The following is a 14,870-nucleotide window of genomic DNA, read 5'->3' on the forward strand; positions in this document are numbered from 1 at the left end:
CGTCGATAGAGTGGCGTTCATGGCTCATGTGCGTGTCTCCGACGCCGCGGAATTCCTCGGCGTCAGTACCGACACGGTACGACGACTCATCGGCACGGGTCGGCTGACGGCGGACCGTGACGCCGCGGGCCGTACGGTGGTCGACGGTCGCAGCCTGGCCGACCACGTCCGCGCGGAGGGACGCTCGGCGGCCGATCCGACCGGCGTCGCGCGCTCCGCCCGGAACCGGTTCGTCGGGATCGTCACCGAGGTCGTCAGCGACACGGTGATGTCGCAGGTCGAGCTGCAGGCCGGTCCGCACCGCGTCGTCTCGCTCGTCAGCACCGAGTCCGTCCGCGAGCTCGGCCTGGAGCCGGGCGTCGTCGCGGTCGCGGTGGTCAAGGCGACCAACGTCGTGCTCGAGACCGCCGGGCCGGGCGCGTGAGACGACTCCTCGTCCTGGTCCTGCTGGCGTCCGCACTGGGCGGCTGCTCGTCCTCGTCGGCCGGCGAGCGACGGGTCACGGTGCTCGCGGCCGCCTCGCTCACGGAGGCGTTCACCGAGCTGGCCACGGCGTTCGAGCGCGAGCACGAGGACGTCGACGTCGTGCTCTCCTTCGGCGGCTCCTCGGACCTGGCGGCGCAGGTCGTGGAGGGCGCGCCGGCCGACGTCTTCGCCGCCGCCGACGAGCGCACGATGCGGACCGTCACCGAGGCGGGGGCGACGGCCGCCGAGCCGGTCGTGTTCGCCACGAACACGCTGCAGGTCGTCACGCCGAGCGACGACCCAGCGGGCGTGCGGTCCCTCAGAGACCTCGGGCGACCGGACGTCAAGGTCGTGCTGTGCGCGCCGCAGGTGCCGTGCGGCGCGGCCACCGCGCGGCTCCTTGCCGCGGGGGACGTCGACGTCGCGCCCGTCAGCGAGGAGCGGTCGGTGACCGACGTGCTCGGCAAGGTCGCCAGCGGCGAGGCCGACGCCGGCGTCGTCTACGTGACCGACGTGCTCGCCGCCGGCGAGTCCGTCCGCGGCGTCGAGGTGGCCGAGGCCTCCTCCGTGGTGAACCGCTACCCGATCGCGCCGCTCGACGGTGCCGACGACAGGGCGCTGGCCCAGCAGTTCGCCGCGTTCGTGACGAGCGCCACGGGGCGCCGCGTCCTGACGGCGGCCGGGTTCGGTGCGCCGTGAGCAGCCGCGCCGACGTGCCGCGCTGGCTGCTGCTCCCGGCGCTCGTGGGGCTCGGGCTCGTGGGCCTGCCCGTCCTCGGTCTCGTGCTGCGGGTGGACTGGGCCGCGTTCCCCGGGCTCGTCACGACCGAGGCCTCGCGCGACGCCCTCGGACTGAGCCTTCGGACGGCCGCCGCCAGCACGGCGCTGTGCCTCGTGCTGGGCGTCCCGCTGGCGCTCGTCCTGGCCCGGGCGAGCGGCCGGTGGGTGCCCCTCGTGCGGGCGGTGGTGCTCGTGCCCCTCGTGCTGCCCCCGGTCGTCGGCGGCATCGCGCTGCTCGCGACCTTCGGGCGGCGGGGCCTGCTGGGCGAGCGGCTGGAGGCGTTCGGCGTCGAGATCGCGTTCACGACGGTGGCCGTCGTGCTGGCGCAGGCGTTCGTGTCACTGCCGTTCCTCGTGGTGAGCCTCGAGGGCGCCCTGCGCGCAGCCGATGCGGGGTACGCCGAGATCGCCGCGACGCTGGGCGCCGCCCCGAGTCGTGTGCTGGGCCGGGTGACGCTGCCGCTCGTCGCGCCGGGCCTGGTGGCCGGGACGGTCCTGAGCTTCGCGCGGGCCCTGGGCGAGTTCGGCGCGACGGTCACGTTCGCCGGCAGCCTGCAGGGCGTGACGCGCGCCCTGCCGACCGAGATCTACCTGCAGCGCGAGGTCGATCCGGACGCCGCCGTCGCGCTCGCGTTCCTGCTGATCCTCGTGGCGGTCGCCGTGATCGCCCTCGTCCAGCGGCCGGGGCGGTCGCCGTGGTGACCCTCGACGCGCACGTCGTCGAGGCCACGCGCGACGTCGACGTCCGCCTCGTCCTGGAGTCCGGCGAGACGCTCGCACTGCTGGGCCCGAACGGCGCGGGCAAGTCGACCGTGCTGTCGGTCGTGGCCGGTCTGCTGCGGCCGCAGGACGGACGCGTCCTGGCGGGGGAGCGCGCCTGGTTCGCCGGGCGCACGTGGCTGCCGCCGCACCGTCGCTCGGTGGGCCTGCTCGCGCAGGAGCCCCGGCTCTTCCCGCACCTGACCGTCCGGGAGAACGTCGCCTTCGGCCCGCGCAGCCGCGGCACCGACGATCCCGGTCGCGTGGCGTCGGCCTGGATGGAGCGGGCGGGTGTCGACGCGCTGGCCGACCGGCGGCCGCGTGAGCTCTCCGGAGGGCAGGCCCAGCGCGTGGCGATCGCGCGAGCCCTGGCCACCGAGCCCGAGGTCGTCCTGCTCGACGAGCCGTTGGCCGCGCTCGACGCCGAGGCCGTCCCCGAGGTGCGCCGGCTCCTGCGCGAGGTGTTGGCCGACCGCACGGCCGTCGTGGTCACGCACGAGCCGCTCGACGCGCTCACGCTGGCGGACCGCGTGGCCGTCCTCGAGGCGGGCCGGATCGTGCAGGAGGGCACCGCCGCGGACGTCCTGGCGCGCCCGCGCAGCGCCTTCGGTGCGGCGCTGTCCGGCGTGAACCTGCTGACCGGGACGGTGGTCGCGCCGGACAGGCTGCGGACGCCGGACGGACGCGAGGTCACCGGGCTGGCCACGCTCCCGCTCGAGACCGGCTCACGGGCGACGGCGACGTTCAGTCCCGCCGCCGTCGCGCTGCACCGGACCCGCCCGTCCGGCAGCCCCCGCAACGTACTTCCGGGGGAGGTGGAGGCGGTCGAGCTCCGCGCCGGCACCTGTCGCGTCGTGGTGAGCGGCTGGCTCGCTGACGTCACGACCGACTCCGTCACCGAGCTCGGCCTCGAGCCGGGTGCGGCCGTGTGGCTCAGCCTCAAGGCGACCGAGGTCCGGCTCGAGCCGGCCTGACCCGTGCCTCCCGGGATCGGCCGCCGCCGGGTGCGAGAGTGGTCGCATGGGTGACGTGGGCGAGTCCTGGGCGCGGGTCCTGGCGGACTACGAGCGTCACCTGCGCGACGAGCGCGACCTGTCCGAGCACACGGTGCGCGCCTACCTGACGGACCTGGCGAGCCTTGCCGAGCACGCCTCGCTGCTGCACGTCGACGATCCGGCCGCGCTCACGATCCGCACGCTGCGCAGCTGGCTCGCGAACCTGCAGACCCGCGGCCGTGCCCGCACGACGATGGCCCGCCGCTCGACGGCGGCCCGCCGCTTCACCGCCTGGCTCGAGCGGACGGGCCGCGCCGACGCGGACGCCGGGGCGCTGCTCGCCGCGCCGAAGGCACACCGGACGCTCCCGCCCGCGCTCAACCAGACCGACATGCGCGCGGTCGTGGACGCCATCGTCGAGTCCATCGACGACGACGGACCCGTCGGCCTGCGGGACCTGGCGATCATCGAGCTGCTCTGGGCGACGGGTGTGCGCGTGGGCGAGCTCGTGGGCGCCGACGTCGACGACCTCGACGCGCACCGTCGCGTGATGCGCGTGCTGGGCAAGGGCTCGAAGGAGCGGATGGTCCCGTACGGCGTCCCCGCCGCGGAGGCGGTGGCGCGGTGGCTCGATCGCGGCCGCCCCGCGCTCGCGGTCGCCGACAGCGGCCCGGCGCTGTTCCTCGGCGCCCGCGGCGGCCGGATCGACGCCCGGGTGGTCCGCCGCATCGTGCACGAGCGGATCGCCGCGGTGCCCGACGCACCCGACGTCGGCCCGCACGGGCTGCGGCACACCGCGGCCACCCACCTGCTCGAGGGCGGCGCCGACCTGCGCTCGGTGCAGGAGCTGCTGGGCCACGCCTCGCTCGGCACGACGCAGATCTACACGCACGTCAGCGCCGACCGGCTGCGTGCCGCGTTCGCCCAGGCGCACCCGCGGGCCTAGCCGAGCGGGTCCACGGGACGCCCGCCGGCGAGGCGCATGAAGTGCAGGTGGCAGCCGGTCGACATCCCCGTGGAGCCCACGCGTCCCACGGTCGTGCCCGCCGCGACGTGCTGGCCGCGGCCGACGGTGACGGACGAGAGGTGCGAGTAGGACGTCGCGCCGGACCCGTGCCGCACCTCGACCTGCAGCCCGTAGGGCCCGCGAGGCCCCGCGTGCGTGACGACGCCGCCGGCCACGGTGGGCACCGCCGTGCCACAGGCGGCGCCGATGTCCACCCCGTCGTGCAGCCTCCGCTCGCCGGTCACCGGGTGCACGCGCATCCCGAACGCGGACGTGACCGGCCCGTCGAGCGGCAGGTCGCCGCTCGCGACCTCGGGCGGCTCGGGAACGGGCCCGTCCGGGTCGATGAGCCGGTAGGCGCCCTCGGTCGCGAGCAGCTGCGCGGGGTCCAGGTACGTGTCTCCGCGCAGGCGCCCGAGGTTGAGGCACGTCGAGCCGCCGCACGACGGGTGGCCGCCGAGCAGGCGACCGATCGGCTGGCCCGCCGTCACGGCGTCGCCGACCCGCACCGTCGCCCTCACGGGCTGGTAGGTGGACCGCTCGGTGCCGTGGGTGATCGTGATGGTCGCGATGCCCGCGACCGTCCCGGCGAACGTCACGCGCCCCGCGGCGACCGCGCGCACGGTCTGCCCGACGCGGCCGGGCAGGTCGATGCCGCGGTGGCCCGGCCCGTAGTCCGAGTCCGGCGGGTCGAATGCGCGGTCGATGCGGTGGTCGCCGAGCGGCCACTGCCAGGGTGCGGCGTGCGCCGGGGCGGTCAGCAGCGACAGCGAGAGCACCACGAGGACGAGGCGGAGGGCGCGGTTCATGCCTCGACCCAACCGCCGGGGGAGGGGGCGCGGAACCCCGTGATCGCAGGCTGTGGACGGGGCTCGAGGACGGCGCCGGGCTGTGGACGAGCCGATTACCGCGCACGGGGGCGCGTGCCCTAGAATGGGACGGATCCGTCCTTCGGGGCGGAAATTCGCGTGTCCTCTCCCGTGACGTGAGCAACCGAACGGGGCGCGTACCGAGTCCCCAGGCACCTGGGGTGGCTCGCGTGGGACACCAGGGCATCGCCGATCCCGGCGGTGCGTCAACTTGGTTCGAAAGGAAGTACGGCCATGGCCGTCGTCACCATGCGTCAGCTGCTCGAGAGCGGCGTCCACTTCGGGCACCAGACCCGTCGCTGGAACCCCAAGATGAAGCGCTTCATCATGACCGAGCGCAACGGCATCTACATCATCGACCTGCAGCAGTCGCTGTCCTACATCGACTCGGCGTACGAGTTCGTCAAGGGCACCGTCGCCCGCGGCGGCACCGTCCTGTTCGTCGGCACCAAGCGCCAGGCGCAGGAGCCGATCGAGGAGCAGGCCAAGCGCGTCGGCATGCCCTACGTCAACCAGCGCTGGCTGGGCGGCATGCTCACCAACTACTCCACGATGTCCGCTCGCCTTCAGCGCATGAAGGAGCTCGAGGAAATCGACTTCGACGACGTCGCGGGCTCCAACCGCACGAAGAAGGAGCTCCTCCAGATGCGTCGCGAGTACATCAAGCTCAACCGCACGCTCGGTGGCATCCGCGACATGGGCCGCGTCCCGAACGCGGTCTGGATCGTCGACACCAAGAAGGAGCACCTCGCGGTCGACGAGGCCAAGAAGCTCAACATCCCGATCGTCGCGATCCTCGACACCAACTGCGATCCCGACGACGTCGACTACCCGATCCCGGGCAACGACGACGCCATCCGCTCCGTGGGCGTGCTGACGCGCGTCATCGCCGACGCCGTGGCCGAGGGCCTCGTGTCGCGTGGCGGCGCCAAGACGGGCGAGGAGGCCCCGGGCTCCGAGCTCGGCGCCGAGGAGCCGCTGGCCGACTGGGAGAAGGAGCTGCTCTCCACGGGCGACGCCGCCCCCGCCGCCGCCGAGGGCACCGCTGCCGAGACCACCGAGGCGCCCGCCGCCGAGGCACCGGCCACCGATGCCGCCCCCGCCGCCGAGGCTCCCTCCGAGTCCTGAGCGTCACCAGTCCACCTGCCGCCGCGGCGTGACCCGCCGCGGCGGCAAGACCAGAACCGAGGTTGAAACATGGCAATCACTGCTGCCGATGTGAAGAAGCTCCGCGACGCGACCGGCGCGGGCATGATGGACGCCAAGAAGGCCCTCACCGAGGCTGAGGGCGACTTCGACAAGGCCGTCGAGATCCTGCGGATCTCGGGCGCGGCCAAGGCCGCCAAGCGTGGCGCCGAGCGCGAGGCCTCCTCGGGCCTCGTCGCCAACGCCGGCTCGGCCATCGTCGAGCTCAACTCCGAGACGGACTTCGTCGCCAAGAACGACCAGTTCATCGAGCTGGCCGAGCGCCTCGCCGTGGCCGCCGACGCCGCGAAGCCGGCCGACGCCGCCGAGTTCGCGAACGTGACCCTCGACGACGGCAAGACCGTCGCCGAGGCGATCAGCGCCCTGGCCGCCGTCATCGGCGAGAAGCTCGAGCTGGGCCGCGTCAGCGCCCTCTCGGGCAACGTCGCCACCTACATGCACCGTCGCGCCAGCGACCTGCCCCCGGCCGTCGGCGTGCTCGTCGAGTACGAGGGCGACAACGAGGACGTCGCCCGCGGCATCGCGATGCAGGTCGCGGCCATGCGCCCGCGCTGGCTCTCGCGCGAGGACGTCCCCGCGGACGTCGTCGCCAAGGAGCGCGAGATCGCCGAGGCCACGGCCAAGGAGGAGGGCAAGCCCGAGCAGGCCCTGCCGAAGATCGTCGAGGGCCGCGTCAACGGCTTCTTCAAGGAGAACGTCCTGCTCGAGCAGGCCAGCGTCACCGACAACAAGAAGACCGTCAAGGCCGTCGCCGACGAGGCCGGCATCACGGTCAAGAAGTTCAGCCACATCGAGGTCGGCGCCTGAGTCGCACCCCGATCTGACGAGGGCCCCGCGGAGCGATCCGCGGGGCCCTCGTGCGTCCGGTCACACCAGCCACGCCACGCACACCTGAGGGCGGCGGGAGCCGGTCCATCCGATAGCCTCGTGTCCATGGCGCGCCGTGTTCTTCTCAAGCTCTCGGGTGAGGTTTTCGGCGGCGGGGCCATCGGCATCGACCCCGACGTGGTCAACGACGCCGCCGCGCAGGTGGCCTCGGCCGTCCGTGACGGCGTGCAGGTCGCGATCGTCGTGGGCGGCGGCAACTTCTTCCGCGGCGCCGAGCTCAGCCAGCGTGGCATGGAGCGCGCCCGCGCCGACTACATCGGCATGCTGGGCACCGTCATGAACGCCCTCGCGCTGCAGGACTTCATCGAGAAGCAGGGCGTCGAGACGCGCGTGCAGTCCGCGATCGCGATGGCCCAGGTCGCCGAGCCCTACATCCCGCGCCGCGCCATCCGCCACATGGAGAAGGGCCGCGTGGTCATCTTCGGCGCCGGCGCCGGCATGCCCTACTTCTCCACCGACACGGTCTCGGCGCAGCGCGCCCTGGAGATCAAGGCCGACGTCGTCCTGATGAGCAAGAACGGGGTCGACGGCGTCTACGACTCCGATCCCCGCAGCAACCCCGAGGCCCAGCGCTTCGACAGCCTCACCTTCAACGAGGCGCTCCAGCGCAACCTGCAGGTGGTCGACGCGGCCGCCTTCGCCCTGTGCATGGAGAACGACCTGCCCATGATGGTGTTCAACATGAACGACGAGGGCGCGGTGACGCGTGCCCTGCGTGGTGAGATGATCGGAACACTCGTCCACGCCTGAGGCGCGGACGCCCCCAACGATGCAACGGAGCATGACGTGATCGACGAGACCCTGCGCGATGCCGAGACCCGCATGAAGAAGGCGGTCGAGCACACGCGCGAAGAGTTCGCCGCCATCCGCACGGGCCGCGCCCACCCGGCGATGTTCGCCCAGATCACCGCCGACTACTACGGCACGCCCACGCCGCTGCAGCAGCTGGCCGGCTTCCAGGTCCCCGAGGCCCGGACCGTCATCATCGCTCCCTACGACCTCGGCGCGAAGTCGGCCATCGAGAAGGCCATCCGCGACTCCGACCTCGGCGTCAACCCGTCCGACGACGGCAAGGTGCTGCGCGTGACGCTGCCCGAGCTGACCGAGGAGCGCCGCAAGGAGTACATCAAGCTCGCCAAGTCCAAGGCCGAGGACGGCCGCATCGCCGTGCGCGGCGTCCGGCGCAGCGCCAAGCAGGCGCTCGACAAGGCCGAGAAGGACTCCGAGATCAGCAAGGACGACAACACCGGCGCCGAGAAGCGCCTCGACGCGCTCACCAAGAAGCATGTCGACGAGATCGACGAGGCGCTGAAGAGCAAAGAGGCGGAGCTCCTTGACGTCTGACGCGCCGAAGAAGGTCGGTCGCGCGGGCCGTGACCTGCGCGCCGCCATCACGGTCGGTGTCAGCCTCGTCGTCCTGGTCCTGGTCTCGCTGTTCTGGATCAAGGACCTCTTCGTCGCCGTCGCGGCGCTCGCCCTCGTCGTCGCCGCCCTCGAGATCGCCAGGGCGCTGCGGACCGCCGGCATCTCCGTCCCGCTTCCGCCCGTCCTGGTCGGCGGCGTCGCCATGCTCGTCGTGGGCTTCTACGACGACATGGACACGGCCGCGGCGATCATGGCGATCACCGTCATCGCCACGATGGCGTGGCGGCTGCGCAGCGGCAGCGCGGGCTTCGTCCGCGACGCGACCGCGGGCGTCTTCCTGCTGTCGTACCTGTTCCTCATGGGCACGTTCGTCATGCGCATGCTCGCGGCCGAGGACGGCACGTGGCGCGTCGTGGCGTTCATCCTCGTCACGATCGCCTCGGACATCGGCGGCTACGCCGCGGGCGTCCTGTTCGGCAAGCACCCGATGGCGCCCACGATCTCGCCCAAGAAGTCCTGGGAGGGCTTCGCCGGCTCGATGGTCGCCAGCGTCGCCGCGGGCATCGCGATCGTCGTGCTCGCCCTCGAGGGCCCGTGGTGGGCCGGCCTCGTGCTGGGCGTCGCGGGCGTGTGCCTGGCCACCCTGGGCGACCTGTGCGAGTCGCTCATCAAGCGCGACATCGGCATCAAGGACATGGGCGACCTGCTCCCGGGCCACGGCGGCCTGATGGACCGGCTCGACTCGCTCATCGCGGTCGCGCCCGTGGCGTACCTGGTGATGTACCTGCTCGTGTGATGCCATGACCGTCCTGCGCGACTACGCGGCATCCGTCACCCAGGCGGTCCTCGGCCAGTCCGTCACCCCGTTCGACGAGGTCGCGACGCCCGACGGCGCGCTGCGCCCGGCGTGGAAGAGGATCGCGGCCGACGCGGTCGACGTCACGCTGCCGCAGCTCGACCGCGCGGGTCGCGAGATCGCACGGCTGATGTCCGACGAGGGCGTCGTCTACACCCCGCCGGGCGACGAGCAGCGGCCGTGGCGGCTCGACCCCGTGCCGCTCGTCATCGCCGCCGACGAGTGGGCCGTGCTGGAGAAGGGCCTCGCCCAGCGCGCCGAGCTGTTGAACGCGATCCTGCGCGACCTGCACGGCCCCCGGACCCTGCTGTCCAGCGGCACGCTGCCGCCCAGCATCGTGTTCGGCCACGGTGAGTTCGTGCGCGCGGCGCAGGCCGACGAGCACCAGCCCCTCGTGATCACGGGGACCGACCTGGCGAGGACGCCGTCGGGGGAGTGGCAGGTCGTCGCCGACCGAGCGCAGGCGCCCTCGGGCATCGGCTTCGCGATGGAGAACCGCCGCGCCATCTCGCGCGTGCTGCCCGTCGCGTACCGCGAGGCCGGCCTGCACCGCCTGTCGCCGTTCTTCCAGGCCCTGCGGTCCTCGCTCGTGGAGTCCGCGCCGCACGACGCCGAGAACCCCCGCGTGGTCGTCCTGTCGCCGGGCTCGGCGTCCGAGACGGCGTACGACCAGGCGTTCATCGCCGCGACGCTCGGCTTCCCGCTCGTGGAGGGCAGCGACCTCGTCACGCGCGAGGGCGCCGTGTGGATGCGCGTGCTGGGCCGGCTCGAGCGGGTCGACGTGATCCTGCGGCGCGTCGACGCGCAGTGGAGCGATCCGCTGGAGCTGCGGGGCGAGTCGCGCCTCGGCGTCCCGGGCTTGGCCGAGGCGGCGCGCCGCGGCACCGTCACGATCGTCAACGGGCTCGGCTCGGGCGTGCTCGAGAACCCGGCGATGCTGCCGTTCATGTCGGCGATGTGCGAGCTGCTGCTCGACGAGCCGCTGCGACTCGGTGGGGTGCCCACGGTGTGGGCGGGCACGCCCGAGGGCCGCGAGCAGGTCCTCGACCGGCTCGACGAGCTGACGGTCCGCCGCATCGACCCGCCCTTCGAGGTCGACGGCTGGTCCCGATCCGAGCTGGAGGCGGCGATCGCGGCCGAGCCCCACCGCTTCGTCGGCCAGGAGCTGGGCGCGGTCTCGGTCGCGCCCACCCTCGAGCACGGGACGCTGCGGCGCCACGCCGTCACGCTGCGCGCGTTCACGCTGCGCCGCGGCTCGAGCTACCGGCCGATGGTGGGCGGACTGGCCACGGCGCTGCCGCTGGGCGCGTCGCCGCACGATCCGGGCACGAGTAAGGACGTCTGGGTGCTCAAGGAGTCGCCCGACGACCCGGACCAGAACCTCGCCGAGCCGCCTCCCGTCCCGGCGGTGCGCGCCATGGTCGCGCCCGTGCCGCGCGTGCTCGACGACCTGTTCTGGTTCGGCCGGTACGCCGAGCGCGTCGAGGACCTGCTGCGGCTCGCGATCGTGACGCACGAGCTCGCCGAGGACTTCCAGGGCCGCCCGCGCTCCAGCGGCGGGCGCGCGCTCGCGGTGCTCTCGGGCACGCTGCGCTCGCTCAGCCCGTGGCACGGCGACCCGCGCGACCACGAGGGCGACCTGCGCTCGCTGCTCCTCGACGACCGGCGCCCGGGCTCGGTCGCCCAGACGCTGACGCGACTCAAGGAGATCGCGCAGAGCCTGCGCGACCAGCTCTCGCCCGACGTGTACCGCGCGTTCGGCGCCGTCGACCGTGCCGGCAGCGCGCTGACGGCGAGCCGCCACGGCTGGCAGATCGGCGAGAGCGCGGGCCGGATGCTCACGGACGTGCTCGCCCTGCACGGCATCACGGGCAACATGGTGCGCGACGAGGCCTGGTACCTCATGGACATCGGTCGCGCGCTCGAGCGCTCGCTGCAGCTGTGCCAGCTGGTCGGGCCGTCGCTGTCGGTACGGCGCGGCATCGACGTGGACCGCGACGTCCAGTCCGCCGTGCTGCAGGCCGCCGAGAGCGCCGTCACGCACCGCCGCCGTCACCGCGGCGTCGTGCGCGGCGCGTCCGTGCTGGACCTGCTGCTGCTCGACGGGGCGAACCCGCGATCGCTTGAGTTCAACCTGCGCCGCATCGCGGACGCGCTGCCGCACCTGCCGGGCTCCAGCGGGTCCACGCGTCCCGAGCGCCTCGTCGAGGACCTGCTCGCCGAGCTCGAGCGCCTGGAGGTCACGGCCCTCATGGCGATCGACGGCGAGCGCCGGCCCAACTTCGCCCGCTTCGCGCAGGCCACGGCCCAGCAGCTCATGCGGCTGTCCGACGCCGTCTCCGAGGTCCACTTCGCCACCGGGCCGTCGCAGCGGCTGCTCGGGCTCGCCGCGGGGGAGGGCGTGTGAAGTACCGGGTCTGGCACCGTACGCGCTACACGTACGACGACGACGTCTCCAACAGCTACGGCATCGCGTACGTCGTGCCGCGCGAGCTGCCGTCGCAGGACGTCGCGTCCGCCGACGTGCGGGTCGTGCCCGAGCCGTCCGACGCCAGCCGGCGTGCCGACCACTACGGGAACGTGCGCACCTACTTCCAGGTCACCGACCCGCACCGCGAGCTCGTCGTCGAGGCCACCAGCGAGGTCGACGTGCGCGAGCCCTCCTACGATCCGGACGCCCTGGCCCAGTCGTGGGAGCTCGCCCGTCCGCAGGCCAGCCCCGGCGGCGTCGACGCCTGGCGCGCGGTGGACTTCGCACTGCCGTCCAAGCTCGTCGACCAGACGCCGGAGGCGCACGCGTACGCCGCGACGTCGCTCGTCCCGGGGCGCCCCGTGGGGGAGGCCGTCACCGAGCTGATGCAGCGGATCCACGCGGACTTCGAGTACCGCAAGGGCGCCACGACCGTCACGACGCGGATCGACGACGTCTTCGCCCAGCGGGCGGGCGTGTGCCAGGACTTCGCGCACCTGACGCTCTCGTGCCTGAGGTCGCACGGCCTCGCGGTGCGGTACGTGAGCGGCTACCTCGCCACGACGCCACCGCCGGGACGCGAGCGAGTGGTCGGCGCCGACGCGACGCACGCATGGGCCTCGGTGTGGCTGCCCGACGGGTCCTGGCTCGCGCTGGACCCGACGAACGACCAGTGGGCGAACGACCGCTACGTCACCGTGGCGTGGGGACGCGACTACAAGGACGTGCCGCCGGTCAAGGGGATCATCTACACCGACGCGACGAACTCCACACTCGAGGTGCAGGTCGACGTCATGCCGATGTCGGACTGACCTGACAGGCTGGTGGGGTGCAAGCCTTCGCGTGCCGCAACTGCGGCAGCCCCCTGTACTTCGAGAACTCCACGTGCGTGTCGTGCGGGATCTCCCTCGGCTTCTCGCGTGACGAGCGCGCGATCGTCCCGGTCGACGAGAACGGCCGCTACGTCGACGCCGAGGGCCAGGAGTGGTGGCTGTGCGCCAACGGCGAGATCGCCGGCTGCACGTGGCTCGCGCGCGAGCGCGGCACGCTGTGCTTCAACTGCTCGCTGACACGCACGCGCCCGAACGATGCGGACGAGGCGGGACTGCGCGCGTTCAAGGGCGCCGAGTCGGCCAAGCGCCGGCTGATCGTCGAGCTGGACGCCCTCGGGCTGCCGATCGTCACGCGCGCCGAGGACCCCGAGAAGGGCTTGGCGTTCGACCTGCTGTCCAGCTCGCAGGAGTCGGTGACCACGGGCCATGCCAACGGGCTCATCACGATCGACCTCGCCGAGGGCGACAGCGTCCACCGCGAGCAGGTGCGCCGGAACCTCGACGAGCCGTACCGCACGATGCTGGGGCACTTCCGCCACGAGATCGGCCACTACTACGAGATGGTCCTCGTCCAGGGCGAGCTGCTCGAGCGGGCCCGCGAGCTGTTCGGCGACGAGCGCGAGGACTACGGCGAGGCGATCGACCGGCACTACAAGCAGGGCCCGCCGCCGAACTGGCGCCAGAGCCACATCAGCGCCTACGCCACGATGCACCCGTGGGAGGACTTCGCCGAGAACTTCGCGCACTTCCTGCACATCAACGACACGATCGACACGGCCCAGTCGTTCGGCCTCACCACGGTCGACGCGCAGGCGTTCCGCTCGTTCCGCGACCTCGTGACGGGCGTGTGGATCCCGCTGTCGGTGGCGCTCAACCAGATCAACCGGTCGATGGGCCGCGAGCCGCTGTACCCGTTCGTCATCGCCGGGCCCGTGCTCGACAAGCTCGAGTTCGTCGCGGCGCTGTCCCCGCGGTACAAGCTGCTCTGACGCGCGGATTCGTCGACGTCAGGGCCGATCTGGGACACTGGAGCAATGGCTCATGAGGTGGACGTCGCGGACGTGAACCCCCGACCGCTGCCGCTCGTCATGGCTCCTGCCCGGGGCCGGGGCAAGCCGCCGCGGCACCTGGCCGACCTCTCCGCCGACGAGCGCAAGGCCGCCGCCGAGGAGCTGGGCCTCAAGCCGTTCCGGGTCAAGCAGGTCGCGCACCACTACTTCGCGCGGCTCGAGCGCGATCCCGAGCGCATGACCGACCTCCCGGCGAAGGAGCGCGACGCGATCGTCGGCGCCCTGCTGCCGCCGCTGCTGAACCAGGTGCGCGTGCTCGAGGCCGACAAGGGGGCCACCCGCAAGACGCTGTGGCGGCTGTTCGACAACGCCCTCGTCGAGTCCGTCCTGATGCGCTACCCCGACCGCGCCACGATCTGCGTGTCCAGCCAAGCCGGCTGCGGCATGGCGTGCCCCTTCTGCGCCACCGGCCAGGGCGGCCTGCAGCGCAACATGAGCACGGCCGAGATCATCGACCAGGTCGTCGACGCCGCGCACCAGATGGCCAGCGGCGCCGTGCCGGGCGGACCCGGCCGGCTCTCGAACGTCGTCTTCATGGGCATGGGCGAGCCGATGGCCAACTACAAGGCGGTGATCGGCGCCGTCCGCCGCATGGTCGCTCCCGCCCCCGACGGCCTGGGCATGAGCGCCCGCAACATCACCGTCTCGACCGTCGGCCTCGTGCCGCGCATGCGCCAGCTGGCCGAGGAGGGCATCCCGGTCACCCTCGCGCTCAGCCTGCACGCGCCCGACGACGAGCTGCGCAACGAGCTGGTCCCGATCAACACCCGCTCCAGCGTCGCCGAGACGGTCGAGGCGGCCTGGAACTACGCCAGGGTCACCAAGCGCCGCGTCTCGATCGAGTACGCGATGATGCGCGACATCAACGACCAGGCCTGGCGCGCCGACCTGCTCGGCGACGTGCTGAACTCGTACGGCGACTGGGGCTGGGTCCACGTGAACCTGATCCCGCTCAACCCCACGCCCGGCTCCAAGTGGACCGCCTCGCGCCGCGAGGACGAGCGCGAGTTCGTCCGCCGGCTCGAGGCCAAGGGCATCCCCACCACGGTCCGCGACACCCGCGGCTCGGACATCGACGGCGCCTGCGGCCAGCTCGCCGCCGCCGAGTGACGCGTCGTTGACGCGCCCTCCCCGCGACTTCTGGAACACGTTCCACCGTCTCCCACGAGGGAGCGGTGCAACGCGTTCCAAGAGTCGCTGAGGGCGGCGCGATCACGCACCGAAGGCCTAGATGTACTCGGCTGAGACGTTCATGACAGTCGGCTGATCGGGGGTAGTCCTTCGAGGGCTGTGTGGCGTCGTCCAGTGT

15 protein-coding genes are annotated in these 14,870 nt (G+C 72.7%); 14 read left to right on the top strand and 1 reads right to left on the bottom strand.

Annotated elements, in window-relative coordinates; translation table 11 throughout:
- Positions 1 to 19 precede the first annotated feature (19 nt).
- From AB3M81_RS17165 to AB3M81_RS17185, 5 genes are read left to right on the top strand one after another with little or no spacing between them, the layout of a single operon-like run.
- Complete coding sequence (locus tag AB3M81_RS17165) at positions 20 to 424, top strand: TOBE domain-containing protein (protein WP_412905150.1); 405 nt, start codon at positions 20 to 22, stop codon at positions 422 to 424.
- Positions 421 to 1,164, top strand: a complete 744-nt coding sequence (gene modA / locus AB3M81_RS17170) for a molybdate ABC transporter substrate-binding protein (protein WP_412905151.1) — start codon at positions 421 to 423, stop codon at positions 1,162 to 1,164. The genes AB3M81_RS17165 and modA overlap by 4 nt, the downstream gene beginning before the upstream one ends.
- The gene (locus tag AB3M81_RS17175) at positions 1,161 to 1,946 is read left to right on the top strand and encodes an ABC transporter permease (protein ID WP_412905152.1); all 786 of its coding nucleotides are present in this window, start codon (positions 1,161 to 1,163) and stop codon (positions 1,944 to 1,946) included. Before modA ends, AB3M81_RS17175 begins: the two co-directional genes overlap by 4 nt.
- Positions 1,943 to 2,977 (top strand): ABC transporter ATP-binding protein, encoded by a 1,035-nt coding sequence (locus AB3M81_RS17180; protein ID WP_412905153.1) that lies wholly within the window; start codon positions 1,943 to 1,945, stop codon positions 2,975 to 2,977. Before AB3M81_RS17175 ends, AB3M81_RS17180 begins: the two co-directional genes overlap by 4 nt.
- Before the next feature lie 46 nt (positions 2,978 to 3,023).
- Positions 3,024 to 3,944, top strand: a complete 921-nt coding sequence (locus AB3M81_RS17185; protein ID WP_412905154.1) for a tyrosine recombinase XerC — start codon at positions 3,024 to 3,026, stop codon at positions 3,942 to 3,944.
- On the opposite strand, the gene AB3M81_RS17190 is transcribed toward AB3M81_RS17185, so the two are convergent.
- Positions 3,941 to 4,813: a peptidoglycan DD-metalloendopeptidase family protein gene (locus tag AB3M81_RS17190; protein WP_412905155.1), complete on the bottom strand. Its 873-nt coding sequence runs from the start codon at positions 4,811 to 4,813 to the stop codon at positions 3,941 to 3,943. The genes AB3M81_RS17185 and AB3M81_RS17190 overlap by 4 nt on opposite strands.
- 294 nt (positions 4,814 to 5,107) lie before the next feature.
- On the opposite strand from AB3M81_RS17190, the gene rpsB reads away from it, so the two are divergent.
- The 9 genes from rpsB to rlmN all read left to right on the top strand — a co-directional run bounded on the left by rpsB (position 5,108) and on the right by rlmN (position 14,671).
- The gene (gene rpsB / locus AB3M81_RS17195) at positions 5,108 to 6,001 is read left to right on the top strand and encodes a 30S ribosomal protein S2 (RefSeq protein WP_412905156.1); all 894 of its coding nucleotides are present in this window, start codon (positions 5,108 to 5,110) and stop codon (positions 5,999 to 6,001) included.
- 69 nt (positions 6,002 to 6,070) lie between these two features.
- On the top strand, positions 6,071 to 6,886 hold the full coding sequence (gene tsf / locus AB3M81_RS17200) for a translation elongation factor Ts (RefSeq protein ID WP_412905157.1): 816 nt from the start codon (positions 6,071 to 6,073) through the stop codon (positions 6,884 to 6,886).
- A gap of 126 nt (positions 6,887 to 7,012) precedes the next feature.
- On the top strand, positions 7,013 to 7,717 hold the full coding sequence (gene pyrH, locus AB3M81_RS17205; protein ID WP_412905158.1) for a UMP kinase: 705 nt from the start codon (positions 7,013 to 7,015) through the stop codon (positions 7,715 to 7,717).
- 72 nt (positions 7,718 to 7,789) lie between these two features.
- Positions 7,790 to 8,311: a ribosome recycling factor gene (gene frr, locus AB3M81_RS17210; RefSeq protein ID WP_412905165.1), complete on the top strand. Its 522-nt coding sequence runs from the start codon at positions 7,790 to 7,792 to the stop codon at positions 8,309 to 8,311.
- Complete coding sequence (locus AB3M81_RS17215) at positions 8,301 to 9,128, top strand: phosphatidate cytidylyltransferase (protein WP_412905159.1); 828 nt, start codon at positions 8,301 to 8,303, stop codon at positions 9,126 to 9,128. Before frr ends, AB3M81_RS17215 begins: the two co-directional genes overlap by 11 nt.
- A gap of 4 nt (positions 9,129 to 9,132) precedes the next feature.
- A complete protein-coding gene (locus AB3M81_RS17220) occupies positions 9,133 to 11,595 on the top strand; it encodes a circularly permuted type 2 ATP-grasp protein (RefSeq protein ID WP_412905160.1) in 2,463 nt (820 codons plus the stop codon).
- A complete protein-coding gene (locus AB3M81_RS17225) occupies positions 11,592 to 12,470 on the top strand; it encodes a transglutaminase family protein (RefSeq protein WP_412905161.1) in 879 nt (292 codons plus the stop codon). Before AB3M81_RS17220 ends, AB3M81_RS17225 begins: the two co-directional genes overlap by 4 nt.
- A 17-nt stretch (positions 12,471 to 12,487) precedes the next feature.
- On the top strand, positions 12,488 to 13,480 hold the full coding sequence (locus AB3M81_RS17230) for a zinc-binding metallopeptidase family protein (protein WP_412905162.1): 993 nt from the start codon (positions 12,488 to 12,490) through the stop codon (positions 13,478 to 13,480).
- A 45-nt stretch (positions 13,481 to 13,525) separates the two neighbouring features.
- Positions 13,526 to 14,671 carry a dual-specificity RNA methyltransferase RlmN gene (rlmN, locus tag AB3M81_RS17235; protein WP_412905163.1) on the top strand — a complete coding sequence of 382 codons (1,146 nt, stop codon included), beginning with the start codon at positions 13,526 to 13,528 and terminating at the stop codon, positions 14,669 to 14,671.
- The last annotated feature ends 199 nt before the right edge of the window (positions 14,672 to 14,870 follow it).

It is taken from the genome of Aeromicrobium jepli, assembly GCF_047246605.1.
Classification (GTDB): Bacteria; Actinomycetota; Actinomycetes; order Propionibacteriales; family Nocardioidaceae; genus Aeromicrobium.